Source organism: Deinococcus sp. HSC-46F16, assembly GCF_024171495.1.
GTDB lineage: Bacteria > Deinococcota > Deinococci > Deinococcales > Deinococcaceae > Deinococcus.
In genome coordinates this window covers 1-23146 of the sequence record NZ_JALJZW010000009.1, presented here as the reverse complement: position 1 = coordinate 23146, position 23146 = coordinate 1, and the positions used below count along the sequence as shown (strand labels likewise).

Genomic DNA, 23146 nt, shown 5'->3' with positions numbered 1-23146 from the left:
GGTGAGAGGGCGCTGGGGGGTCAGGGACGCTCCCTCAGTTCAGCACCCGTTCGCCCCCGCCCGGCGGCGTCCAGTCGGCCCGGAAAAGCCGCGACGGCCCCGGCCCCAGTTCCCGCACGTACCACACCCGCACGCCGCGCTCCCAGCCGCGCAGGGGCAGAACCGCGTGCCCGCCGCTGGGGAGCACGTTGAGCGGAGCGCCGCCCTCGTCGCGCACCCGCAGCCAGGCGTTCGTGCCGCTGGGCGACCACCCGGCCAGCCACAGCGGGCCGTCCGAGATGTTGGTGAGCCTCGCGCCGCGCCCCGTCAGCGCGAGGCTGAGGTCGGGCCACTCGGGGAGCCCGGTGGGGCCGAAGCGCACCTCCAACCCCGGCAGGCGCCGGGCCGGGGGGAGGGGACGGAACAGGGCACGGGCGACCAGGCCCCCCGCTCCCGCCAGCCCCAGCCCCAGCGCGGCGGCCAGCGGCAGGGCCACGTCGGCCACCCGCCCGCCCCCCTGCGCGGCGAGCAGGGCCAGCAGCGCGAGGCCCAGCAGCACGCCCACCAGCGGCCACGACCCGCCGGGCCGGGTGCGGGTGGGCCGGAAGGCACCCGGCCAGAACTCGGCCAGCAGCAACGCGGCCGCCCCCAGTCCGAAGAGGGCCGGGACCTCCAGCAGCGGCGCGAGCAGCAACGCCACCCAGCCCGGCACCCCCCACCACGCCATGCGCGGCCTGTGGCGGAAGCGGGCCTCCCGCCCCACCCGCCACAGCCAATAGGCCGCGATCAGGGCGAGGCACAGGGCATACAGGGGCGTCACGTAGGCGGCGAAGGTCACGCCTCCCCCTGACCCGGCTGCCCGTGCCGCCGCACTTCAAAGACGAGGTGGCCGAGTTCATCGCGCAAGAGGCCTTCCCAGGCGGTCTGCACCGCGCCCCGGCTACCGGGGAGGGCGAACAGCAGCGTCTCCCCCGCCAGCCCGCCCACCGCCCGCGAGAGCATGGCGGCGGCGCCCACGTCGCGGTAGCTCAGCATCCGGAACAGTTCTCCGAAGCCGGGCAGCGGCTTGGTGAGCAGCGACTCCACGACCGGCACTGTCACGTCGCGCCCGGTGATGCCAGTGCCCCCGCTGGTGAGCACCACGTCGGCCCCCCCCATCAGCTCGGCCAGTGCCGCGCGGATCGCCCCTTCCTCGTCGCGGACGATGCGGGAGGCGGTGACCTCGTGGCCCGCCGCCTCCAATTCGGCCCGCAGGTAGGCGCCGCTGGTGTCGGTCGCCCCCGTGCGAGTGTCGCTGATGGTGAGGACGGCGGCCCGCACCCGCCGGGGCGCGGCGGCGCGGTGTCCGGCGGGGGCAGAGGGCGGGGAGGCAGGGTCGGCCATGACGCCCGCACCATACGCCGGAGCGTGGCCCGGCGGGCGGAAGCAGGCTCACGGTCGGGCCATGCTGGAGCGGTCGGCGGCGGCCCTCCCCTATACTGGCCCGCAATGAAGCCCATCGGCCCCTACGTGGCCGCGCGTGACCTCGGCGGCGACCCCACGGCGGCGGTGCGGACGCTCCGCGCGACCGACCGCCTGACCGGGATGCCGGTGCTGCTGCACGTGCTGCCCCACGCGGCCCCGCTGCCCGAGCTGCCCGACTCGCCCGCCCTGCTGCGCCCCTCCGAGGGCGGCATGGACGGCGAGACGGCCTATATCGTCACCGAGCTGCCGCCGCACGCGCACCCGGCCCGCGACCCTCTCCTCGCCGCGCGGGGGGGGCTGGAGGGCCTCGCGGCGCTGCACGCGGCCGGGCTGACCCACGGGGGTGTGAGCGCCGCGCAACTGTGGAGCGTGGACGGACAGGTCGCGCTGGCGGGAGCCGCGCTGCCCTGGGGGGGCGACCCCACGCCGGAAGGGGACGTGCGGGCGCTGCTGGGGGCGCTGGAAACGTTGGGCGAACTTCCGCCTTCCCTGCGCGACCGGCCCGAGGGCGCGACTGCCCAGGACCTCCTCACCCGGCTGGACGCGCCCCAGGAGGCGCCGCCGCTGCGGGCGACCTCTCCCGCCGAGGCCGGGGCGGAACCGACGCCGGACCCCGCGCCCACCGACGAGCCGGACGCCCCCCCGCCCCTCGTCGTGACCACGGTTCCAGCAGAGGTTGCGCCGGAACCTTCGCCCACTCCCGAGCCGCCCAGGGTCGCGCCCCCCCCACCTCCCCCCACCTCCCGGCGGCGACTGGGGGAAGATGTCCGCATCACCTGGAACCCGGACGGGACCCGGCGGGTGGTCAAGCCGGGACAGGAGGCCACGACCGCCCCCCGACGCGAGACCCGGCGCCCCACGTGGCTGTGGCCCCTGCTGGCGCTGCTCGCGGTGCTGGCGCTGGCGGCGGCGGTGTGGGCGTGGCGGTCGGGGGGCGGGGCGGACGCGACGACCGCCACCCGGACGGCGGCCTCAGTTCCGGCCTGCTGCACCCTCACCTTCGCCGTGAATGGCGAGGCGCCCGGCCCGGTGCGCCTCAGCGTGGTGCGGGCGCCCGCCGGGGCGAACCTGAAGGCGGGCACCCAGGTCGGCACCGCCCCCGGCGAGGTCACCCTACCCGCGCCCGGCGAGTACGTCCTGCGGGTGGCCGCCGAAGGGTACGCCCCTGCTCAGGTCACCGTGACGGCCCCCAGCGCGGTGCCGGTCACCATCGACCTCGCGCCGTAGGGCCAGGGGCCGGGGGCGGCGGGACCGGCGGGGCTGGACACCGCTTTCCCGCCCCAGCGGGCGCTGTGCGACAATCACGCCCGTGAGCCTCGTCATTCTGGACTTCGGCAGCCAGTTCACCCGATTGATCGCGCGGCGTTTCCGCGAGCTGGGGGCCTACAGCGTGATCCTGCCGGGCACCGCCAGCCTGGAACGCATCGCGCAGGAAAACCCCCAAGGCCTCGTGCTGTCGGGCGGCCCCAGCAGTGTCTATGACCCTGGTGCGCCCTACCCCGCGCCCGGTGTGCTGGAGCTGGACGTGCCCGTGCTGGGTGTGTGCTACGGCATGCAGTTTCTCGCGCAGGAGGCGGGCGGCGAGGTCGCGCGGGCGGGCAAGCACGAGTATGGCAAGGCCGACCTGACCCGCTACGGGGGGCAACTCTTCGCCGGAATCCAGGGCGAGTTCGTCGCCTGGATGAGCCACGCCGACTCGGTGACCCGGCTGCCCGAAGGCTACGAGGTGGTGGCCGAAACCGCCGACACGCCCGTCGCCGCCATCGAGAACCCGGTGACCCGGCGCTACGGGGTGCAGTTCCACCCGGAGGTCGTCCACACGCCCAAGGGCGGGCAACTCCTCGCCAACTTCCTGGACATCTGTGGGGTCGCCCGCGACTGGAACGCCGAGCACATCATCGACGACCTGATTGAAGGCGTGCGGACTCAGGTGGGCGAGGAAGGCCGGGTGCTCCTCGCCATCAGCGGTGGGGTGGATTCCTCCACGCTGGGGCTGCTGTTGGCCCGCGCCATCGGCGAGCGCCTCACCGCCGTCTTTATCGACCACGGGCTGCTGCGCCTCGGCGAGCGCGAACAGGTGGAGGCGGCGCTGAAGCCGCTGGGCGTCAACCTCGTGACGGTGGACGCCCGCGCCGAGTTTCTAGGGGCGCTGGCGGGCGTCTCCGACCCCGAGGAGAAGCGCAAGATCATCGGCCGCGAGTTCATCCGGGCCTTCGAGCGCGAGGCCCGCAAGTACGGTCCCTTCGACTTCCTCGCGCAGGGTACCCTTTACCCCGACGTGATCGAGTCGGCGGGGGGCGGGCACGGCGACAAGTCGGGCGCGGCGAACATCAAGAGCCACCACAACGTGGGTGGGCTGCCCGACGACCTCGCCTTCAAGCTGGTCGAGCCGTTCCGCACCCTCTTCAAGGACGAGGTGCGCGCCCTGGCCCGGCTGCTGGGCCTCCCCGACCACATCCGCATGCGCCACCCCTTCCCCGGCCCCGGCCTCGCCATCCGCTGCCTGGGGGCGATCTCCAAGGAGAAGCTGGACATTCTGCGGCGGGTGGACGACATCTTCATTTCGGGGCTGCGCGAGTTCGGGTTGTATGACGGATGTTCGCAGGCCCTCGCCGTGCTGACCCCCATCCAGTCGGTCGGCGTGATGGGCGACGGGCGCACCTACTCCTACACGGCGGCGCTGCGGGCCGTGACCACCGACGACTTCATGACGGCCGAATGGGCCCGGCTGCCCTACGACTTCCTGGCGACCATGAGCAACCGCATCGTGAATCAGGTGCACGAGGTCAACCGGGTGGTGTACGACATCACCGGGAAGCCGCCCGCGACGATCGAGTGGGAATGAGCGGCAAAGGTCACCTCAGGGCATAAGAAAGCCCCCCGCCCATCACAGGCAGGGGGTCTCTCTTGGGTCTGGCTCAGCGCCCGGCGGGCACGAATTCGCGGTCGGCGAAGTCCTCGCGGCGGGCCTCGCCCCGGTCACTGCCCCGGTCGTCACGGCTCCAGCGGCCCTGACCGCCCCGGCCTCCACCCTGGTAGCCGCCGCCGTCGCGGTCGCGCGAGCCGTAGCCCCCGCGTCCGCCGCCTTGGCCCTGGTAGCCGCCACGTCCGCCACGGTAACCGCCTTCATCACGGTCGCGGTAGCCCCGGCCGCCGCCGTAGCCGCCACCCTGACGGCCCTCGCGGGCAGGCGCCTCGAACAGCTCGGGCAGTTCCTGGGCGACCTCGACCTGCACCTCGCCTTCCAGCGGATTGGCAGCGAGCAGCTTCTCGACGAACTCGCTGGGCACGTCCGCCACGGTGCCGCCGCGCCACTGCCGGACCTTGCCCAGGCGGCGGGTGTCCACGTCGCTGTTGCGGGCCAGCAGCGCGACCGTGCGCGGCACGCTGAGGCGCTCGCCGTGCAGCACGACCGTGGTCAGGCCTTCTTCCCCGCTCAGCAGGCTGGCCGCTTTGACGGGCTCGGTCACGCCGCTGATCTTGGCGAGCGCACGGGCCAGGGCTTCCAAGCCCAGTTCGCTGAACAGGCGCTCGGCTTCGGCCTGGAAGGTCGAGGCGACCGCCCCGTCCACCCGGCGCACCATCTCGGCGCTGGAGCGGGCGCTGGCTTCCTGCACTTCCTTGGGGGTGGGCAGGGCGCGTTCCTTGAACTGCACGCCCGTGCGGTACTCGAGGTTCCGCATCTCGCGGCCGTCGCGGTCGCCGTACATCACGATGGCGGTGCCGGTGCGCCCGGCGCGGCCCGTGCGGCCCGAGCGGTGCACGTAGCTCTCGGGGTCCTGCGGGAGGTGGTACTGCACCACGAGGTCCACTTCGGGGATGTCGAGGCCACGGGCGGCCACGTCGGTCGCCACGAGCACACCCACGCGCCCGGAGCGGAAGGCCCCCAGCGCCCGCTCGCGCTGCGTCTGGGCGAGGTCGCCGTGCAGCGCTTCCGATTCGATGCCGCGGTGAATCAGCTCGTTCGCCAGCTCGTCGGCCTCACGCTTGGTGCGGGTGAAGACGATGGCCTTTTCGGGGTTGTAGACGGTCAGCAGGTCGGCCAGCACGCGGGTGCGGGTGCGGCCCACCTTCACCTTGAGATGCTCGACGGTCTGCGCGGCCTGGCTCTTGCCCTCGCCCACCATGTCCACGGTGACCGGCTCCTTGAGGTAGTTGCGGGCCAGACGCTTGATGTCGGCGGTCAGCGTGGCGCTGAACAGCATCGTCTGCCGCTCGGCGGGCGTCTTCTGGAGGATGGTCTCGATGGCGTCCGCGAAGCCCACGCTGAGCATCTCGTCGGCCTCGTCGAGCACGGCGTACTGCACGGCGCTCAGGTCGAGGTTGCCGCGCTCGAGGTGGTCGATGATGCGGCCGGGCGTCCCGACCACCACGTCCACGCCCCGGCGCAGGGCGTTTTCCTGCGGGCTGTAGGCAGCCCCGCCGTACACGGTAACGGTGGTGAGGTGCGCCCCGCTCTTGGAGAACTCCTCCGCGACCTGCTTGGCGAGTTCGCGAGTGGGGGCCAGCACGATGGCGCGGGGCAGGCGGCCCCGCTCGCGGCTGGGTTCGAGGTTCTGAACGATGGGCAGCGCGAAGGCGAGCGTCTTGCCCGTCCCGGTGCGGGCGCGGCCGATCAGGTCCTTCCCGGCGAGGGTCTGGGGCAGGCTTTCCGCCTGAATGGGGCTGGCTTCGGTGATGCCGCGCTCGGCAAGACGCGCCGCGAGTTCGGGCGCGATCAGTTGATCAAAGTTCATTTGTAGTCCTTTCGGGAGATTTCCCCTAAGAACTCCAAACGCCTTCAACCCTGAAAGCTCGTCCTTTGAGTGAGGGGCACTCTCCAGCCGCCGGGGATGTCCCGGTCGGCGCACGAAGAGAAAGTCTACACCATACGCCGAAGGAAGGCAAGGGGTTAGGCCCGCTCGGGCGGCGGAGCTTCCAGATCGGCTGGAACGGTTCCTCCCAGGGCTATCCACGCCGTCAGCAGGTCGTCCGGCGCGGGCGCGTGCAGGTGCAGCGCCTCGCCCGTCGCGGGGTGGGGCAGGGTCAGGAAGTGGGCGTGCAGGGCGTGGCGGGGCATCACGGCACTCTCGCGGCCATACACCGGATCGCCCAGGATCGGGCTGCCGAGGTGCGCGAGGTGAACGCGAATCTGGTGGGTGCGGCCGGTGCGCGGCTGGGCGCGAACGAGGGCCAGCGTGCGGCCGTGGCCGTCCGGGTGCGCCTCCAGCGGGGTAAAGCGGGTCTGCGCCTCGCGGGGATTGGCTCCCCCCACCGTCATCCGCTGCCGGGCGGTGGGGTGGCGGCCGATGGGGGCGTTCACGTTCACCGGCCCCTCCGCCTTCCACGTTCCGGCCGCGATTGCCAGATACGTCTTGCGGGTGTCGCGGTCCTTGAAGGCCGCCGCCAGCCGGGCGTGCGCCTCCACCGTCTTGGCGACCACGATCACGCCGCTGGTGTCCCTGTCGAGCCGGTGCACGATGCCGGGGCGGTAGCCGTCGGGTCCCTCGGCGCCGGGCTGCTCGGGGAGGGTCATGCGGCCCAGCAGCGCGTTCACGAGCGTGCCGGAGGTCACACCAGGCGCGGGGTGGGTCACCATGCCGGGCGGCTTGTTCACGGCGATGAGGTGCTCATCCTCGTAGATCACGTCGAGGGGCACCGATTCGGGAGCGACGGTCGCGTCGGGGGGTGGGGGCGGGCGCACGGTCAGGGCCTCGCCGCCCTTCAGCTTGAGGCTGGCTTTGGTCGCGGGTTGGCCCCCCACCTCCACATGCCCGCCCGCAATCCATCCGGCGACCTGCGAGCGGCTCACTCCGGTCAGATCGGCCAGCACCGCGTCGAGACGGCCCGGCGCGGCGGTGAGGTGCAGGGGCTCGGTCACGCGGGGCAGTGTAAATCCTGGGAGGGGTCAGCCTTCACGGGCCGTTGCCAGGGCTTCCAGCGCGTCGGCCAGTTCCGTCACCGACAGGCAGCCCGAATCCAATTCGAGGTCAGCCCCAGCCCGCAGCAGGGGCTCCACCGTCTCCAGATAGCCCAGCACCTCCGCCTGCTCTGCCGCCGTCTTTCCATAGGGATTGTCGGTGCGCGTCCGCAGCCGGGAAAGCAGCATGTCGGCCGGGGCGCTGAAAAGGACGACCCGGTCAAACCCGTCATAAAAGGCGCCCTGATTGGACTTGCAGCCACTCACAAAGAGGGGACGCGCTTCCCCGGCGAGCAGCTCGCGCATGGGCTGCTCTCGCCACACCCAGTCGGGCTGGCCGTCGGCGTCGGTCGTCCACTCCGACCACTCGTCCGTGTCGGTGTCCACGGCCCGGAAGCCCCGCCGGGCGAGCTCGCGGATCACCGACGACTTGCCGGTGCCGGACATCCCCGTGATCAGGACGCGCCGCATCTGCCCGGCCAGAGGTCCAGCGCCGCCACGCCCCCCTCGCGGTGAACCTCGCCCGCGTGCAGGGTCAGGGGTGAGCGGAAGCCGGGACCGTCCACCACGACCGTGTGGAACTCGCCGCCCTCGCCGCAGGGGTCGGCGCCCAGGCGCTCGATTTCGTTCAGCAGCCCCGCGTCCAGTTCCCGGCCCAGCAGCTCGGCGGGCAGGGCGTCCTCGCGCACGGCGACCATGCGCGAGCGCAGGCCCCGGCGCAGCCCCTCCTCCACCAGCGCCCGGCGCGGTTCCTTCCAGAGCGGGAGAGCGGCCTCCAGCCCCGCCGCCGCGCAGACCCGCTCCTCCCAGTCGCGGTGGTCTTGCAGGTCGATATCGCCGAAGACCACCGCCTGCACCCCGGCCCCTGCCGCCCGGCTCAGCAGCGCGGTGAACTCGCGCTCGTAGGTCGCCCACGACGCGCGGGCGGTCCAGAGGGGCAACCCCAGCGCCTCCGCCTGCGCCGTCAGCACCTCTGGCCGCAGCCCGTGCGAGCGCGAGCGGGTGCCCGAGTCGTCCAGCACGGTGAGCAGGGCGAGGGGACGGCCTCCCGCCTCCAGCGCCCGCAGCAGCGCCAGGGCACTGTCCTTGCCCCCGCTCCAAGAGACGGCGAAGGGGACGTCCCTCACCGCGACTCGGCCTTCAGCGGCGGCACCCGCAGCCCGCCGCGCCCGTCCCAGCCCTTGAAGGCGTAGAAGCGGCCCGGCTCGCCCGTGCGGAGGTAGTCCAGCAGCGGCTCGCGCATGGGCGGGGACTCCAGCAGCTCCATCGCCTCGTCGGGGGTGCAGAAGCGGGCTTCGACGATGAAGCCGTCGGGGTCGGCGGGGTTCAGAAGCCCCTCCCAGGTGGCCTCGAAGGCGACCGCGATGGCCCGCTCGCCCCGGCGCTCGTCCTCGATGTGGACCGTGTAGACCATGTGCTTGATGCCAGTGAGCTTGAGGCCCGTCTCCTCCACGATCTCGCGGTAGAGGGCTTCCAAGAGCGTCTCGCCGGGTTCGACCACACCGCCGGGCAGGGTGTGGCGCACCCGGCCGAGGCCCTGCCAGTCGTTGCCGACGAGCAGCACCCGCCCAAAGCGGTCGCGCAGCACCCCGGCGGCGACGAGGAGGTCACGCCGCGCCATCGGGGGCCTCCGCGAGGTCGAGCAGTTGCCGCTCGCGCTCCTGCCGGGCGAGGGCCGCCACGACGGGCGCAAGGCCCCCCGCGACCACGCTGTCGAGGGCGAAATTCTTGACCTCCCCCTCCAGGCGGTGGTCGGTGACGCGGTTTTGGGGGTAGTTGTAGGTGCGGATTTTCTCGCTTCTCTCGCCCGTGCCCACCTGCGCGGCGCGGGTCTGACGCTCCTTCGCTTCCCGCGCGGCCCGCTCTCGCTCGGCAAGGCGGGCGGAGAGCACTTGCAGCGCCTTTTCGCGGTTCTTGATCTGCGAGCGGCCGTCCTGACACACGACCACGATCTCGTCGGGCGTTCCCGCGCGGTACACCGCCCGCACGGCCGAGTCGGTGGTGTTCACGCCCTGTCCGCCCGCGCCCTGCGAGCGGAACACGTCGATGCGGACCTCCGAGAGGTCGAGCGTGACCTCGCTGGCCTCGACCTGCGGCAGCACCGCGACCGTCACCGTGCTCGTATGGATGCGCCCCTGCGACTCGGTGGCGGGGACACGCTGCACCCGGTGAACGCCGCGCTCCCACTTCAGGGCACGGAAGGAATAGTCGCCCGTCACCTCCGCGACCACCCGGCTCGCCCCGCCGAGGTCGCTCTCGGAGGCCTCCAGCACGTTCAATTTCAGGCCCGCGCCCTCGGCGTAGCGGGTGTACATCCGCAGCAGGTCGACCGCGAAGAGGCCCGCCTCCGCGCCCCCGGCCCCGGCCCGCAGTTCCAGAATCACGTCGCGGGCGTCGTCGGGGTCGGTGGGGAGCAGCAGTACCTCCAGCTCGGCGTCGAGTTCGGCCAGCCGCGCGGTGAGGCTCTCGACTTCCCCGGCGGCGAGTTCGCGCAGTTCGGGGTCGGCCAGCAGCTCGCGGGCCTGGGCGAGCGCCCCCAGCACTTCGGCCCGCTCGCGGTGCAGGGTCACGACCGGGGTCAGTTCGCGGTGGCGGCGGGTCAGGCGGGTGTATTCGGCGGGGTTGGCGAGCGCGGCCGGGTCGCCCAGCGCCCGCTCGATATGGGAGAACTCGGCCGCCAGCTCCTCCAGGCGGCCTCCCTGGGCACCGCTCACCACGGCGGCCCAGCGTAAGGGAGAACAGGGGTGGACACAGGCTTCATGGGGGCAGTCTACCCTTGCCCCCTGGCGCTGACCGGAAGGCAGGCAACAGGCCCGCCCCGGACGACTCGGGGGTGCAAACTGAAGCGGTGCAGACTGCAACAGTGAGAGATGGGGAAACGCGCCGGGTGACGGTGGGCCTGCTGGGCTGCGGCACGGTGGGGCAGAACGTGCTGCGGCTGCTGGAACGCCGCCGCGACATCTTCGCCAGCATGGGCGTGGAAGTGGAGGTGACGGGCGTCCTCGTGCGCGACCTCGGCCGCGAGCGGGACGTGCCGCCGGGAACGCCGCTGCGGGACGACCCCGCTTTCCTTCAGGAGTGCGCGGTGGTGATCGAGGCGCTGGGCGGCATCGAAACGCCGCTGGCGCTGCTCGCGCCCTACCTCCGCTCCGGGCGGCCCGTCATCACCGCGAACAAGGCGCTGCTGGCCGAGCGCTGGGACGAGCTGCGCGAGCACGCCCTCGCCGGGCGGCTGTACTACGAGGCGGCGGTGATGGCCGGGACGCCCGTGATCGGCCCGATGAGCACCGTGCTGCGGGCGAGCACCTTCACCCAACTTCAGGCCGTGCTGAACGGGACCTGCAACTACGTCCTCTCGCAGATGGAGGCCGGAAACCCCTACGCGGACGCCCTCGCCCAGGCGCAGGCCCTGGGCTACGCCGAGGACCCGCCCACCCTGGATGTCGGCGGCTTCGACACCGCCCACAAGCTGACGGTGCTGGCCCGCTTCTGCGCCCACGGGGACTTTCCGTATTCGGCGGTGGACATCCGGGGCATCGAGGACGTCACGCTGGAGGACGTGCAGGAGGCGAGGGCGGCCGGGCAGCGCATCAAGCTGGTGGCCGAGTTGCGGCGGGAGGGGGACGGCTGGCACGCCCAGGTCGCGCCCCAGCGCCTGCCCCTGACCCACCCCCTGTGCAACGAGGGCGCCAGCCGCAACGCGCTGGTCTACGAGGGCGAGGAGTGCGGCCCGCTGATCTTTGCGGGGGGCGGGGCGGGCGGGATGGTCACGGCGTCGGCGATGGTGGGGGATTTGCTCGACTGGGTGATCGGGTTTCCGGGGCACGTGCCGCTGCACTGAGCGACCAAGCGACTTGGGGCGCGGGGCATGGGGCGCCAGCCTTGCTCCTCCGTCCCCACCCTTCTGACCGCGCGGACACTGGACAAGCTGGGGAGCCGCTCGGTGGGTCCGGCCACGGCGGCCAGAAAGGCCCTCAAGACCCTGCCCCAGCCTGACCCCTGTCCCAGCCCGGCCGTTGACGCTTCATTGACGCTTCCCCGTTCACGCTGCGCGTACCCTTGCCTGCCGGACCGTGACCGCATCCCTCCGCGGTCCGGCCAGGCCGGGGCAGAGGGAGGCTTGCCATGAAGACCCAGAGGACGTTTGCCCTGATTCCGGCTCTCTCACTCGCCCTGCTCGCGGGCTGCGTCCGCACCCAGCCCACGGCCGACGCCCGCGACTTCGCCGCGCCCGCTGCCTGGACGGTGAATGTCCCGCAGCAAGTGCAGCGCGGGGGCGTGCTCCGGGTCGCGGAGGTCTCCGACACCCTGACCCTCAACCCCTTCGTGAACGCCTCGAGCGGGGGGCTGCTGGCGTGGCTCGGTGCGCCCGGCGGCCTGCTGATCCAGAATCCGGTGGACGGCGGATTCCTGCCCTTCATGGCGCAGTCCTCGACCCGCTCGGCCGACGGACGGACCTGGGACTTCGTGCTGCGCCCGGACCTCGCCTGGAGTGACGGCCAGCCCATCCGCCCCGAAGATTTCGTGTCCACCGCTCAGCTCCATGCCGACCCGGCGGTGGAGTCGAACAGCTACGACTCGTTGCGGGGGGTCACGGTCACGAAGACGGGCGAGCGCAGCCTGCGGGTGGTCTTCGCCGAAGCGCGGGCTTCCGCCGAGGCGACGCTGGCCTTTGGCGTCTGGCCCGACCACGTCTTCGGGGCGGCGTACCGTGCGGGCGGCGCGGCCGCCGTGCGGGCCTTGTGGCCGCGAACCCTGGCTGCCGCCGATGTCGTGACTGCTGGCCCTTTTCGCCCCACCACCCTGAATGCGGACGGGTCAAGCACCCTGGAGCGCAACCCGCACTACGGCGCGTGGGTGGTCGACCACACCGGGCAGCCTCTGCCGTACCTCGATGGCATCGAGGTCCGCCGCTTTGCCAGTACGGACGCGGCCTTCGAGGCTTTCCGGCAAGGGGAACTCGACCTGCTGCCCGCCAGTCCCACGCCCGCCCAGCTGGAGACCCTGCGGGGCACGCCCGGCACCGACCTGCGCGAGAACTACAGCCCAGCGGCCAGCAGCTCCTGGATCGTCTGGAACTTCAACCGCGCGTCCGACCCCGAAAAGCAGCGCCTCTTCCGCGAGACGGCCTTCCGGCAGGCGATGAGCCACCTCGTCGACCGCGAGCGGATCGTGCGCGAGGTCTACGGCGGGGCCGCCGAGCCCGCCTACAGCAACGTCTACGCGGTGTTCCGCGAGTGGCTCGCGCCGGACCTGCCCCGGTTCGACTTCAACCCGCAGGAAGCCCGGCGCCTGCTGGCGACCCTGGGCTACGGGACCCTGAACAGCGCGGGAAACCTCACCAACGCGCAGGGCCGGGTGCTGGAGTTCGACCTGATCACCAACGAGGGCAACCCGCAGCGCGAGGCGATGGCCCGGATCTTCGTGGAAGGTGCGCGGCAGGCCGGGGTGGAGGTGAACTTCAGGGCCGTCCCGTTCAACGACCTGGTCACCCGCCTGAGCAGCAGCGGCCCGGACCGACCCTTCGACGCCATCTTGCTGGGGCTGTCGGGCGGATCGAGTGTCTGGCCCTTCGGCCCCAACGTGGTGCCGTGCAGCGGCAACCTGCACGCCTATAACCGCAGCGGCGCGTGCCTCTTTGACTGGGAACGGCAGATGACCGACCTGTACGTGCAGGGGGACCGCGAACCCGACCGGACCCGCCGCATCGCCATCGGGCGGGAGTTGCAGGCCACCGAGGCCCAGCACCAACCCTTCGTGTACCTCGTCTCGCCCCGCGTGAGCACGGCGTGGCGGGACCGGGTGGAGGGCGAGTACCCCGCGACGCTCGCCTCGAGCCACTACGGCCCCCGCTGGCTCAGTCTGACCTGGCTGCGCCGATAAGCCCCGGCCTCCCGGCGGGGGGCGCAGGCCGCGCGCAGGCCGCGCAGGCCAGAGCCTTTTGGCCCCACATCTGTCAGGCTTCCCCTCCTCTTCTTGTGCCCTGCCCGTGGGCTGGGTACTCTGAATGAGGGGAATCTCACATGCCCGAGGACAGGCCGGTGGAATTGCGCCTGCTGGGAGAGGTGCGGTTGCGGGTGGGCCAGAGCTGGGTCCGCTGCCCGGACCACGGACTGCGGCTGCTGGCCGTCCTCGCGCTGGACGGTTCGCAGTCGCGGGGGCGGCTGGCGGACCTGCTGTGGGCCACGGACACCCCCCGCGCCCTGCACAACCTGCGCATGCTGCTGGTCAAGCTGCGCCGCCTGCTGGGCGAGCACGTGGGTCTCTTGCAGGACCAGGGCCACCACCTGAGGCTCGACCTCGGGCAACTGGAGGTCGACGTCCTGCGCCTGACCTCGGCGGAAGTCGCGCTGGAAGGCACCTGGCGCGAGTTCATGGCGGGGCACCGGACGGGCGGCCCGGAGGCGTGGCTGGAGTGGGCAGAGCGGACAGAAGCGCGGCTGCTGGCCCACGCGCCTGCCCCGCCCCGCGAAGGCCGCCCCCCTTCCCCTTGCCCAGCTCGCCGGTCCCGCGACCGGGCCGAGGAAGCCCGCTGGGCCGCCCAGGATCAGCCGCAACTCGCGGCCGCCGCCGCGCGGGAAGCGTTGGCCCTCTCGGAGCGTGGGGCGGGCGCGGCCCTGGCCCTGGACGTGCTGATCCATCAGGCCATCGAGCGGGACGAGTACGCGCTGGCCCAGCACTACTGTCAGCAGGCCTTGCGGGCCACCCCGACGCCCCTGGCCGATCTCTGTTACACGGCGGGCTACCTCGCCGACCTGCTGGGGGATCCCGTGGGCGGCGAGCGGCTCGCCCTGCTGGGACTGGCGCATCTGCCGCCGGGAACCTCCCCCGCGCTGTGGTACGCCACCATCGCCAGCACCTACGACTCGCGCCAGGACTTCCGCACCGCCCGCCTGTGGCACGAACTGGCCCTTCAGGCGGCCCGCAGCCACCCGTCGCGGGCACAGCACTGCGGCGTCCTGACTTTCTTCCTGTGGCACCTGAACGCGACTGGGGACAGTGCCCGCGCCCAGTTGCTGGCCGCCGAGGCGCTGGAGCAGGGGCAATTCAGCATGACGGCGTATGTCCAGCAGTCCCTGGGCACGGCCCAGTTTCGGCTGGGTGACCCCGAGGAGGCGCGGCAGACCCTGGCCGCCAACTGCACCCACGCGGTGTCCAGCCTCGCCGTGATCGCCGGGGCGCTGACCGCGCGAATCCACCACCGCCTGGGCGAACGGGACCAGGCCCACGGCCACCTGCGGCGCACCCTGCCCCTCGCCCTCGTGACCGAGGATGGCCGCGCCCGCTTCGAGTGGGCAGTGGCGGCCCTGACCTGTGACCCCAGACACTGGGCCATTCAGGCCGCCGCCTGCGTGCGTGGCGCCCGGACCAACGATCCTCTGGTCGTGCGCCACTACCAGCGGCTGCGGGCCTCGGTTGGGACCCGGTGAAGCGCCCCGGCCCAGATCGGCGGCAGCTCCGGATCGGGGCAACAGCTCTCTGCCCACCGTGCGCCACCCCCCGCTGAATGACGGCTGAACGCCCTCGCTGTGGGGGAAAAGAAGAAACGCCGTCTTAGACGGCGTTCTGTCTGGTGGAGGCTAAGAGATTCGAACTCTTGACCCTCCGCTTGCAAAGCGGATGCTCTCCCGCTGAGCTAAGCCCCCTCAGCGCCGCTTAAGGTAGCAGAGTGTGCCCGCCGGGGCAAGCGCCCGCTAGCATGGCTGCCATGTTTCGCCGCCGCCCGCCCCTCCCGCCCTTCCCGGCGGGGGGCCTGCTGGTCGGCGGGGCCGCCCGCGACTGGCTGCGCGGCGTGACCCCGCACGACTACGACTGGGCCGTGCCCGATCCTGCCGCGGCCGCCCGGACGCTCGCCGGGAAGGTGGGTGGCTCGGCCTTTGCCCTGGACGAAGAACGGGGGTACTGGCGGGTCCATGCCCCCGGCGGCGTGCAGCACGACTTCGTGCCGCTGCCGGACGACCTCACGGACGACCTGAGGCGGCGTGACTTCACGGTCAATGCGCTCGCGCTGACCCCAGAGCGGCGTGTGGTCGACCCCAGCGGTGGGCAGGCCGACCTGCGCTCCCGGCGGCTGCGGATGGTGTCGGAGGCCAACCTCCGCGACGATCCCCTACGGGCATGGCGGGCCGTGCGCTTCGAGATCACGCTGGGGTTCCGGCTGGAGGGGGATACCGAGGCCGCCGTGCGGCGGGTGGCCGCCGACCTTGCCGCCGCCGCCGGGACGCTGCCCCTGCCTGCTGCCGAGCGCATTCGGGATGAGCTGGAAGTCCTCCTCGGCCACCCGGACGCGGCGCCCGGCATCCTGCGGCTGGAAGACCTGGGGCTGCTGGCGCTGACCCTGCCCGAACTGCGCGAGGGGATCGGGATGGTGCAGGGCGGCTTTCACCACCTCGACGTGTTTCAGCACGGGGTCGAGGCGCTGCACCAGCTTCTGACCCGCTTTCCGGACGCCGACCCCGCGCTGCGCTGGGCGACCCTGCTGCACGATGTGGGCAAGCCGCGCACGCGGGGCACCAACCCGCGCTCGGGTCGGACCACCTTCTACGGCCACGACCGGGTGGGGGCAGAGCTGGCCCGCGCGATGCTGACGCGGCTGCGGCTGCCCTCGGCCACAGTGGACCGGGCGGGGGCACTCGTGCGGGCGCATATGGCGCAGCTTCCCTCGAACGAGCGCGAGGCCCGGCGCTTCGTCCACCGCCGCCGCCCGCTGCTGCCGGACCTCCTCCGGCTGATGCTGGCCGACCGCGAAGCCTCGCGCGGCCCCGACAGCCACCCCGCCATCCGGCACGCCTATGCCCGCGCGTTTGAGAGGGTACTCGCCGCGCTGGAGGAACAGCCCCAGGCGCCCCGCCCGCTGCTGACCGGGGAGGACGTGATGGGGCTGCTCGGTCTCTCCCCCGGCCCGGCGGTGGGTCAGGCATTGCGGGCGGTCGCGGAGGCGCAGGCGCTGGGCGAGGTCCGGACGCCGGAGGAGGCGCGGGCTTTCCTGCTCTCTCGGCGAACCTGACCCGGTGGGGAGGAGGGGGCGAGGGCCGCCCCGCCCCCCTGGCCTGGATTAGCTCTGCTGAGCCTCCAGACGTTCGGCCAGACGGTCCCACGTCTCGGTCACGCCCTGCACCATGCCCATGTCCATGACCGTCTTTAGGGCTCCCTCGGAGGCGTAGGCGGCGCGGTTGGTGACGCGGGTGCCGCCCCCGACCTCCTCAAAGGTCAGCGTGGAAAGGGTCGGCGGCAGATCGGGGTTGATGTTGGCGTCGGCATCAGAGAAATAGTCGGTGTAGACGAGGCGGGCCGGGGCCTCGATCTCGCGGTAGATGCCGAGGCCCCAGGATTCCATGCCGTAAAACTCACCCTGAGCCGCGTCCACACACTTCATGCAGTAGTGCCACTGACCGTCGGGGCGGAGGTCCACCGTGCAGACGGGCATCTCCCAGCCCCGTGGACCCCACCACTGGCGCAGGTGCTCGGCCTGCGTGAACGCGTCGAAGACCAGGGCGCGTGGGGCCTTGAAGACGCGCTGAAGGACGAGGATCCGGCCGTCTTCAACGGCTGAACTCATGGCGGACGTGGCGCTGCTGGTCATAAAGAACCTCCTGTTGTGGGGTGAAGCTACGAACCGGGCGTGTCGGCTGGGGGGTCGGCCGTGTCCCCGCCCTGCTGAAGCTGGTGCAAATAGTCGCCGAGTCGGTCGAATCGGCCTTCCCAGAGTTGCCGGTAAGTCTCCAGCCACTCGTCCAGGTCCTGAAAAGGCTCGGCCCGCAGGGTGTAGATGCGGCGGTTGGCGACGGGCTGGACAGCCACGAATCCGGCCTCGCTCAGTACACGCAGATGCTTGGACGCCTGCGGCTGGCGGAGCTGGAGCCGCGCGGCAATCTCCCCGACCGTCAGCGGCTGCTGGGTCAGCAGTTCCACGATCTGCAACCGGTGGGGCTCGGCCAGGGCACTGAGGGTGGCGGCGTTCAGAAACTTTCCTCCTTTCTCCGGGTGGAGCTCGGTGAACTGCCTATAGTATGCCACATAAGGAATATTCTCGTCAAGTGATATTGACTTCTCTGGCTTCCAGCACAAAGACGGGAAGCCAGGCCGGGGGCTATCCTTGCCCGGCATGTCGCCTACCGAACAGCCTCACCCCGTCACCCCCGCGTGGGTTGCGGACGCCGTCTTCTACCAGATCTTTCCCGACCGCTTCGCCCGCTCGGGGCGCGTGACCGGCCTGAACCTCCAGCCCTGGGGCAGTCCGCCCACGATTCATGGGTACATGGGCGGCGACCTGTGGGGCGTGGCCGAGCGGCTCGACCATATCCAGAGCCTGGGCGTGACCGCGATCTACTTCTGCCCAGTCTTTCAGTCGGCTTCCAACCACCGTTACCACACCCATGACTATTTTCAGGTGGACCCCATGCTGGGCGGCAACGACGCCCTGCGGCACCTGCTGGACGAGGCCCACGCCCGCGGCATCCGGGTCGTGCTGGACGGCGTGTTCAACCACGCCAGCCGGGGCTTTTTCCAGTTCAACGACCTGCTGGAACAGGGCGAGGCGAGCGCCTACCGCGACTGGTTCCACGTGGACGGCTGGCCGCTGCACGCCTACGACGACGCCAAGCCCGCGGGTTACCAGGCGTGGTGGGGCATCCGGGCGCTGCCGAAGTTCAACACCGCGAACCCCGCCGTGCGCGAGTTCCTGCTCTCGGTGGGCGAGTACTGGATGCGCTTCGGGGTGGACGGCTGGCGGCTGGACGTGCCCAATGAGATCGACGACGACGACTTCTGGCGCGAGTTCCGTGGGCGGGTCAAGGCCGTGAACCCGGACGCCTACATCGTGGGGGAGATCTGGGGGGACGCGCACCGCTGGCTGGCTGGCGACCAGTTCGACGCCGTGATGAACTACCACTTCACCCGCCCGTGCCTGGGCTTTTTCGGAGCGCGGACGATCAACCACGCGGTGAACGAGGTCAGCGGGATGGGCCGGGTGGACCCCATCGACGCCGCCGCCTTCGCCCGGCGCATCGGGGAAGTCACGCGGATGTACCACCCCGAGATCGTGCGGGCACAGCTCAACCTGCTCGACTCGCACGACACGGCCCGCTTTCTGACGGCGGCGGGCGGGGACGCTGGCGCCTTCCGGCTCGCCAGCGTCTTCCAGATGACCTACGTGGGGGCGCCGTGCATCTACTCCGGCGACGAGGTGGGCCTCCCCGGTGGCCCCGACCCCGACTGCCGCCGCGCCTTCCCCTGGCACGACGAGGCGAGCTGGGACCGCGAGACGCTGGGCCTGCTCCGGCAGCTCACCGCCACCCGCCACGCCACTCCCGCCCTGCGCCGGGGCGAGCTGCGCTTCACCTATGCGGAGGGCGAGGGCCTCGTCTACGCCCGCGAGTTGGAGGAACAGGCGGCATATGTCGCCCTCAACACCGCGCAGGCGGAGGCCCGGCTGCCGCTGACTGGGGTGCGGCCTGGCGCGTACCGCGACGCCTTGAGCGGGCAGACCTTCGACCTGCGCGGCGACGCCGAGCTGAACGTGCCCGCGCGGGGCGCGGTGGTGCTCGTTCCGGCCTGAGCGGGCCAAATGGGAGGGCGGGGAGGTCAAGGTGCCTCCCCGCCCTCTCCCCTTCCCAACTACCCTTTCACCCCGCCGCTCGTCACCCCCTGGATGTAGTAGCGCATCAGGAAGGCAAAGAGCAGCACCAGCGGCACCGCTGCCAGCACGTAGGAGGCCATCAGCGCCCCGTAGTTCGGCGTGACCGCCGTGGCGGCCCCGCCCCCCTGAAAGGCCACCAGCGCGACCGGCAGGGTCCGGTGCCGCTCGTCGAGCACCAGAGAGGGCAGCAGGTACTCGTTCCACACCGGAATCAGCCGGATGATCGCCACGCTGACCAGCACGGGCAGGCTGACGGGCAGCACGATCCGGCGCAGCAGCGCGAGGTGCCCCGCCCCGTCGAGCCGCGCGGCCTCCAGCATGTCGCGCGGAATCGCCTCGAAGGCGGCCCGCAGCACCAGAATCGCAAAGGGCTGCCCGGCGGCGATGGTCGGCAGGATGATCGCGAGGTAGTTGCTGGGCAGCGTGAGCGCCTGAATCTGGACGTACAGCGGGATCAGGGTCAGGAACTCGGGCACCAGCAGCAGCGCGAAGGTGACCCCGAACAGCAGGTGCCGCCCCGGAAAGTCCATCAGCGCGAAGGCATAGGCGCTGAGACTGGCGAACACCAGCGTCGCCAGCACGCTCGTCAGGGTCACGATGACCGAGTTCAGCAGCGGCCCCTGAATCTGTGCCCAGGCCAACGCGTAGTTCTCCGGGTGGGCCGGGAAGGGGAGGTTCAGCAGGTTTTCGGCGTACTGCACCCGGCTCTTGAAGGAATTGACCACGCTGAAATACAGCGGGAAGAGCGCCAGCAGGCCGAACAGCAGCAGCAGCCCCTGCCGCACCACCTCGCCCACGGTCAGGCCGCCCCGCTTCATCGGTTCCCCCGGCTGAGCAGGCGCGAGAAGGCGGTCAACACAACGACCACGATCATCAGCAGGACCGCGATGGCCATCGCGTACCCGTATTCGCCATCGCGGGTGGCCGTGTAGTACATCAGCAGCGCAGGCACGGTCGTCGCAAAGCCCGGCCCGCCCGAGGTCAGCACCAGCGGGCTGATGAAGTACTGCACGTTTCCGATGATCGCCAGCACCGCGATCAGCGCCAGTTGCGGGCGCAGCAGCGGCAGGTCAATCCGCAGCACCCGCCGCCAGCCGGTTGCCCCGTCCAGCCGCGCGGCGTCAAAGACCTCGTCGGGGATGTTCTGCAGCCCCGCGTAGAGCAGCAGGAAATTGAAAGCGTCAATGTAAGGGAATCCCAGGAAGATCAGGCTGGGCAGCGCCGTCCCCGGATCGCTGAGCCAGTCGTGTCGCAGCCCCTCCAGCCCCACCGCGCCCAGGAGGGTGTTGAGCAGGCCGTCGCTGCGGTAGAAGCTCCCCCACACCAGCAGCAGCACCAAGGACGGAATCACGATGGGCAACACGAAGAGGGTCCGGTAGGCGTACTGCCGCCGCCGCCCGCGCAGGTGAAAGATCAGCTCCGCGATCAGGAGGGGCGGCACCACCGCCAGCAGCAGCCCGGCCCCCACCCAGATCGCCAGGTTCAGGGCCGCCTGCCCCATCACCGGGTCGGTCAGCGCCCGCTGGAAGTTTTCCAGGCCCGTGAAGTTGGGCGGGTTCAGCCCGTCCCAGTCGGTAAAGGCCCGCGTGACCGCCACGTAAGCCGGGTAGTACGAGAAATAGCCCACGACGAGCAAGGTGGGCAGCAGAAAGAGGTAGGCGGGCCACCCCTCCCGCAGCCGGGCGAGCGGGCCGCGCTGGGAAACGGAGGGGGCAGAGCGGGTGCCGGGCAGGGCAGTCATGGGGGTCCTCCGGGAAAATAGGACCGGGCCGGAAGCATGCGCGGCGGCGGACTTCCGGCCCAGGGGTCAGGCGGCCCGGTCTATGGGCCAGGTGTGGCTGAGGGTGGTCAGCAGGTAGGGGCGGTCACTCATGCTGCGCGCCTCACTTGTATTTGGACAGGTCCACGTTGTTCTTGCGGGCGAAGTCGGCGGCGGCGCGGTCCAACGTGGTCTGCACCTGCTTTTCCGCCTGCGCCAGCGTGATGACGCCACCGAGGTACAGCCCGAAGATGCGCTGCATGTCCACCCAACCCAGGTTGGCGGTGGCCGTCTGAACCCCGATGGACCGCTCGGGCAGCTTCACCTGCGCGGCGAGCGCCCCGCTGTCAAAGTTGCCCAGGCCCCCCAGCTTGGCACTCGTGCCGGGCCAGGTCGGGACGTAGGTACCCTGCTCGGCGGTCAGGCGCTGCAGGTTCTTCGGCGTGCCGAAGTAACGCATCCAGTCCAGCACCGCCTGCTGCTTGCCCTTCTCGCGCAGGGACCTGTTGGACTCCGGAGTGCTCATCGCGTACTGGAAGCCGCCCGTGCCCGCATAAGCGTTGGCGGTGTTTGCCCCGGTCGCGTAGGGGCTTTCCTTCTTGGTCAACTTGGGAAAGTTGAAGGTGCCCACCGGGAACTTGATGCCAGCGTCCTGCATCTCGCGGGCCTTGTAGCTGCCCTCGTAGAGCATCGCCTCCTTCTGCCCCACGAAGTCTTGAAAGGCGTCGTAGTTCTTGGCGGGGTCGGCGGTCAGGTAGTCCTTGGGCCAGGTGTCGGTGAACTGCTTCATGACCGGCCACCACGACATGAACCGCTTGTCCTTCGGCGTCAGGATGCCCTTGGAGATGGCGACGGCCTCGTCCAGCGGGGACTGCCCCGGCAGCCCGTCATAGCCCGTGAGCTTCGCGTAGTCCTTGGCATACAGGTCCGAGAGGAAGTGGCGGCTCCACCACGGGTAGGCGGGCACGGCGTGCATGGGATAAACCCCTGCCGCGTTCAGCTTCTTGGAAGCGGCGATCAGCTCGGTCCAGCTCGTGGGCACCTTGGTGATCCCGGCTTTCTTAAACAGGTCCTTGTTGTAGTAGATGCCGTAGACGACCTTGTCGCCGCTCAGTGTATAGACGGCTCCGTTCGCGCTGCGGCTTTCGGCGAGCTGCGCTTTGTCCATCGCGTCCTGCCACGCCTTGTTGCCGGGGATATAGGGGTTGGGCTGCCGGAAATACGGCGCGAGGTCGGTCGCCACCCCCTTGGGCAGGGTGGAGTTCAGGCTGTACGCCTGCGCCCAGTAGATGTCAAAGAGGTCGCCCGCCGCTGCCTTCACCCGAATCATGGTGTTGGTGTCGGGAATCGGCTCGGTGTGGAACTTAATTTTGATGCCGGGGTACTTTTTCTCGTACTCCGCAGCGATCTGCTGAAAGACCTTGAGCGGCTTGGCCTGACCCGGAAAGTTGGGCGTGTAGTCGGCGGCGCTCATCGTGATCGTGCCGCGCCAGCTTCCGGGCGCGGCGACAGCGAGAGAACTGAGCAGCAAGGCGGACAGAACAGCGGTACTCTTCATAGGGCCTCCTGAATGCAACGGATTTTTCAAGCATAGGAACGGCCGAGCTTCCGGACTGCTGGAATAGCTACGAGTTTACGGTGAGCATCAGCCTGCCTTCCGGCGTCACCCCACACCATCCACGGTGACCTCAGCCCCCAGGGGGCAATACGGATGCCGGTCCAGCAGTGACGAAACCTGTTCAACCCGAGCGGAGCTGCAAAGCTGCGAGGCAGAGAAGGAAGACAACGGTTGCCGAGGAAGGGGTTCCCCTGTTGGCGCTCTCCCGCCTTGAGAACGGATTGGATAGAAACCGTACAAGACGGCCGCAGCGACGGCATACGCCGCGCATTCGACCCTGGGTGTGGGTTGCTAGGGGAAGACTGATCGCAACAAGTGTCCGCTCACCAACACAAAAGCCCCCACCGTGGGGTGGGGGCGGGGATGGAGCGGGAGACGAGATTCGAACTCGCGACATCTACCTTGGCAAGGTAGTGCTCTACCAGCTGAGCTACTCCCGCACGGGAAGCGGCACCGCGTGCGGTGCCCTCCAGACAGGCTCACTTTGTGACCCTGGTGCAGTATAGAAAAAACCCCCGCGCTGACCGACTTTTCCGGGACCCTGCGGTCCGAGTATCATGGGCGCTGCCGTGTTTCACGACCCTGTTCGGCATGGAGAGGGGTGGTTCCGCGGCGCTATGGGCACGGGGGTATCTGGTGTTGTCATGGTGGGGCGTGAGGCGAAGGGGGGTGCGAGAGGCTCATCCCGCGCTGCGGGATGAGGGATGATGGCGGTTGGACGGTCAAGACCTCGTCTGATGAGCACCAGTCAACTGAGTGCATTGCGGCACTTGCATTTCTGGCCTCTTG

20 protein-coding genes, 2 tRNA genes and 1 rRNA gene are annotated in these 23146 nt (G+C 70.7%); 7 read left to right on the top strand and 16 right to left on the bottom strand.

All coding sequences use genetic code 11. From position 1 onward, the window contains the following. Nucleotides 1-34 precede the first annotated feature (34 nt). Both L1280_RS14775 and L1280_RS14770 read right to left on the bottom strand, forming a co-directional pair. Nucleotides 35-817 carry a hypothetical protein gene (locus tag L1280_RS14775; RefSeq protein ID WP_253583089.1) on the bottom strand — a complete coding sequence of 261 codons (783 nt, stop codon included), beginning with the start codon at nt 815-817 and terminating at the stop codon, nt 35-37. Further along, entirely contained in the window at nt 814-1362 is a 549-nt protein-coding gene (locus tag L1280_RS14770; RefSeq protein ID WP_253583087.1) for a molybdenum cofactor biosynthesis protein B, read from the bottom strand. The genes L1280_RS14775 and L1280_RS14770 overlap by 4 nt, the downstream gene beginning before the upstream one ends. Nucleotides 1363-1467: 105 nt before the next feature. Between L1280_RS14770 and L1280_RS14765 the strand changes: the two genes are divergently transcribed. Then, complete coding sequence (locus L1280_RS14765) at nt 1468-2670, top strand: PEGA domain-containing protein (protein WP_253583086.1); 1203 nt, start codon at nt 1468-1470, stop codon at nt 2668-2670. A gap of 82 nt (nt 2671-2752) precedes the next feature. Next, the gene (gene guaA / locus L1280_RS14760; RefSeq protein ID WP_253583085.1) at nt 2753-4288 is read left to right on the top strand and encodes a glutamine-hydrolyzing GMP synthase; all 1536 of its coding nucleotides are present in this window, start codon (nt 2753-2755) and stop codon (nt 4286-4288) included. A gap of 73 nt (nt 4289-4361) precedes the next feature. Here guaA and L1280_RS14755 read toward each other — a convergent pair whose 3' ends face one another. From L1280_RS14755 to prfA, 6 genes are all read right to left on the bottom strand, one after another. Then, the gene (locus L1280_RS14755) at nt 4362-6179 is read right to left on the bottom strand and encodes a DEAD/DEAH box helicase (protein WP_253583084.1); all 1818 of its coding nucleotides are present in this window, start codon (nt 6177-6179) and stop codon (nt 4362-4364) included. Nucleotides 6180-6334: 155 nt separating this feature from the next. After that, nucleotides 6335-7312, bottom strand: coding sequence for an RluA family pseudouridine synthase (locus L1280_RS14750; RefSeq protein ID WP_253583151.1), 978 nt, complete (start codon nt 7310-7312; stop codon nt 6335-6337). Between the two features lie 18 nt (nt 7313-7330). Beyond that, nucleotides 7331-7813 carry an AAA family ATPase gene (locus L1280_RS14745; RefSeq protein ID WP_253583083.1) on the bottom strand — a complete coding sequence of 161 codons (483 nt, stop codon included), beginning with the start codon at nt 7811-7813 and terminating at the stop codon, nt 7331-7333. After that, nucleotides 7798-8469 carry a diphthine--ammonia ligase gene (locus L1280_RS14740; protein ID WP_253583081.1) on the bottom strand — a complete coding sequence of 224 codons (672 nt, stop codon included), beginning with the start codon at nt 8467-8469 and terminating at the stop codon, nt 7798-7800. Before L1280_RS14740 ends, L1280_RS14745 begins: the two co-directional genes overlap by 16 nt. Beyond that, nucleotides 8466-8963, bottom strand: coding sequence for an NUDIX hydrolase (locus L1280_RS14735; protein WP_152872117.1), 498 nt, complete (start codon nt 8961-8963; stop codon nt 8466-8468). The genes L1280_RS14740 and L1280_RS14735 overlap by 4 nt, the downstream gene beginning before the upstream one ends. Next, entirely contained in the window at nt 8950-10059 is a 1110-nt protein-coding gene (gene prfA, locus L1280_RS14730; protein WP_253583080.1) for a peptide chain release factor 1, read from the bottom strand. The genes L1280_RS14735 and prfA overlap by 14 nt, the downstream gene beginning before the upstream one ends. Nucleotides 10060-10205: 146 nt before the next feature. Here prfA and L1280_RS14725 point away from each other — a divergent pair, with 146 nt between their 5' ends. From L1280_RS14725 to L1280_RS14715, 3 genes are all read left to right on the top strand, one after another. Further along, entirely contained in the window at nt 10206-11183 is a 978-nt protein-coding gene (locus L1280_RS14725) for a homoserine dehydrogenase (RefSeq protein WP_253583079.1), read from the top strand. 284 nt (nt 11184-11467) lie between these two features. Further along, on the top strand, nt 11468-13225 hold the full coding sequence (locus tag L1280_RS14720) for an ABC transporter substrate-binding protein (RefSeq protein WP_253583078.1): 1758 nt from the start codon (nt 11468-11470) through the stop codon (nt 13223-13225). A gap of 140 nt (nt 13226-13365) precedes the next feature. Then, entirely contained in the window at nt 13366-14772 is a 1407-nt protein-coding gene (locus tag L1280_RS14715; RefSeq protein ID WP_253583077.1) for a hypothetical protein, read from the top strand. Between the two features lie 141 nt (nt 14773-14913). Here L1280_RS14715 and L1280_RS14710 read toward each other — a convergent pair. After that, nucleotides 14914-14988, bottom strand: a tRNA-Ala gene (locus L1280_RS14710). 62 nt (nt 14989-15050) lie between these two features. Between L1280_RS14710 and L1280_RS14705 the strand changes: the two genes are divergently transcribed. Beyond that, the gene (locus L1280_RS14705) at nt 15051-16349 is read left to right on the top strand and encodes an HDIG domain-containing metalloprotein (RefSeq protein WP_253583075.1); all 1299 of its coding nucleotides are present in this window, start codon (nt 15051-15053) and stop codon (nt 16347-16349) included. 48 nt (nt 16350-16397) lie between these two features. On the opposite strand, the gene L1280_RS14700 is transcribed toward L1280_RS14705, so the two are convergent. Together L1280_RS14700 and L1280_RS14695 are read right to left on the bottom strand one after the other, a co-directional pair. Further along, nucleotides 16398-16925: an SRPBCC domain-containing protein gene (locus L1280_RS14700; RefSeq protein ID WP_253583073.1), complete on the bottom strand. Its 528-nt coding sequence runs from the start codon at nt 16923-16925 to the stop codon at nt 16398-16400. A gap of 26 nt (nt 16926-16951) precedes the next feature. Beyond that, nucleotides 16952-17359, bottom strand: a complete 408-nt coding sequence (locus L1280_RS14695) for a metalloregulator ArsR/SmtB family transcription factor (protein ID WP_253583072.1) — start codon at nt 17357-17359, stop codon at nt 16952-16954. An 88-nt stretch (nt 17360-17447) separates the two neighbouring features. Between L1280_RS14695 and L1280_RS14690 the strand changes: the two genes are divergently transcribed. Then, nucleotides 17448-18899, top strand: coding sequence for a glycoside hydrolase family 13 protein (locus L1280_RS14690; RefSeq protein WP_253583071.1), 1452 nt, complete (start codon nt 17448-17450; stop codon nt 18897-18899). A 59-nt stretch (nt 18900-18958) separates the two neighbouring features. Here the strand turns inward: L1280_RS14690 and L1280_RS14685 are convergent, their stop codons facing one another. The 5 genes from L1280_RS14685 to rrf all read right to left on the bottom strand — a co-directional run bounded on the left by L1280_RS14685 (nt 18959) and on the right by rrf (nt 22986). Beyond that, nucleotides 18959-19798: a carbohydrate ABC transporter permease gene (locus tag L1280_RS14685; protein WP_253583069.1), complete on the bottom strand. Its 840-nt coding sequence runs from the start codon at nt 19796-19798 to the stop codon at nt 18959-18961. Beyond that, nucleotides 19795-20721 (bottom strand): carbohydrate ABC transporter permease, encoded by a 927-nt coding sequence (locus L1280_RS14680; protein ID WP_253583068.1) that lies wholly within the window; start codon nt 20719-20721, stop codon nt 19795-19797. The genes L1280_RS14685 and L1280_RS14680 overlap by 4 nt, the downstream gene beginning before the upstream one ends. A 142-nt stretch (nt 20722-20863) precedes the next feature. Continuing rightward, nucleotides 20864-22297: an ABC transporter substrate-binding protein gene (locus L1280_RS14675; RefSeq protein WP_253583067.1), complete on the bottom strand. Its 1434-nt coding sequence runs from the start codon at nt 22295-22297 to the stop codon at nt 20864-20866. A 424-nt stretch (nt 22298-22721) separates the two neighbouring features. Further along, nucleotides 22722-22797 (bottom strand) — tRNA-Gly (locus L1280_RS14670). A 72-nt stretch (nt 22798-22869) separates the two neighbouring features. Further along, nucleotides 22870-22986, bottom strand: a 5S ribosomal RNA gene (gene rrf, locus L1280_RS14665). Nucleotides 22987-23146 lie beyond the last annotated feature (160 nt).

Excerpts from the sequence above, each read along its gene's own strand:
- L1280_RS14770 (WP_253583087.1), bottom strand. The coding sequence starts at position 1,362 with ATGGCCGACCCTGCCTCCCCGCCCTCTGCCCCCGCCGGACACCGCGCC.
- L1280_RS14765 (WP_253583086.1), top strand. The coding sequence starts at position 1,468 with ATGAAGCCCATCGGCCCCTACGTGGCCGCGCGTGACCTCGGCGGCGAC.
- L1280_RS14755 (WP_253583084.1), bottom strand. The coding sequence starts at position 6,179 with ATGAACTTTGATCAACTGATCGCGCCCGAACTCGCGGCGCGTCTTGCC.
- L1280_RS14745 (WP_253583083.1), bottom strand. The coding sequence starts at position 7,813 with ATGCGGCGCGTCCTGATCACGGGGATGTCCGGCACCGGCAAGTCGTCG.
- L1280_RS14735 (WP_152872117.1), bottom strand. The coding sequence starts at position 8,963 with ATGGCGCGGCGTGACCTCCTCGTCGCCGCCGGGGTGCTGCGCGACCGC.
- L1280_RS14720 (WP_253583078.1), top strand. The coding sequence starts at position 11,468 with ATGAAGACCCAGAGGACGTTTGCCCTGATTCCGGCTCTCTCACTCGCC.
- L1280_RS14715 (WP_253583077.1), top strand. The coding sequence starts at position 13,366 with ATGCCCGAGGACAGGCCGGTGGAATTGCGCCTGCTGGGAGAGGTGCGG.
- L1280_RS14705 (WP_253583075.1), top strand. The coding sequence starts at position 15,051 with ATGTTTCGCCGCCGCCCGCCCCTCCCGCCCTTCCCGGCGGGGGGCCTG.
- L1280_RS14700 (WP_253583073.1), bottom strand. The coding sequence starts at position 16,925 with ATGACCAGCAGCGCCACGTCCGCCATGAGTTCAGCCGTTGAAGACGGC.
- L1280_RS14690 (WP_253583071.1), top strand. The coding sequence starts at position 17,448 with ATGTCGCCTACCGAACAGCCTCACCCCGTCACCCCCGCGTGGGTTGCG.
- L1280_RS14685 (WP_253583069.1), bottom strand. The coding sequence starts at position 19,798 with ATGAAGCGGGGCGGCCTGACCGTGGGCGAGGTGGTGCGGCAGGGGCTG.
- L1280_RS14680 (WP_253583068.1), bottom strand. The coding sequence starts at position 20,721 with ATGACTGCCCTGCCCGGCACCCGCTCTGCCCCCTCCGTTTCCCAGCGC.
- L1280_RS14675 (WP_253583067.1), bottom strand. The coding sequence starts at position 22,297 with ATGAAGAGTACCGCTGTTCTGTCCGCCTTGCTGCTCAGTTCTCTCGCT.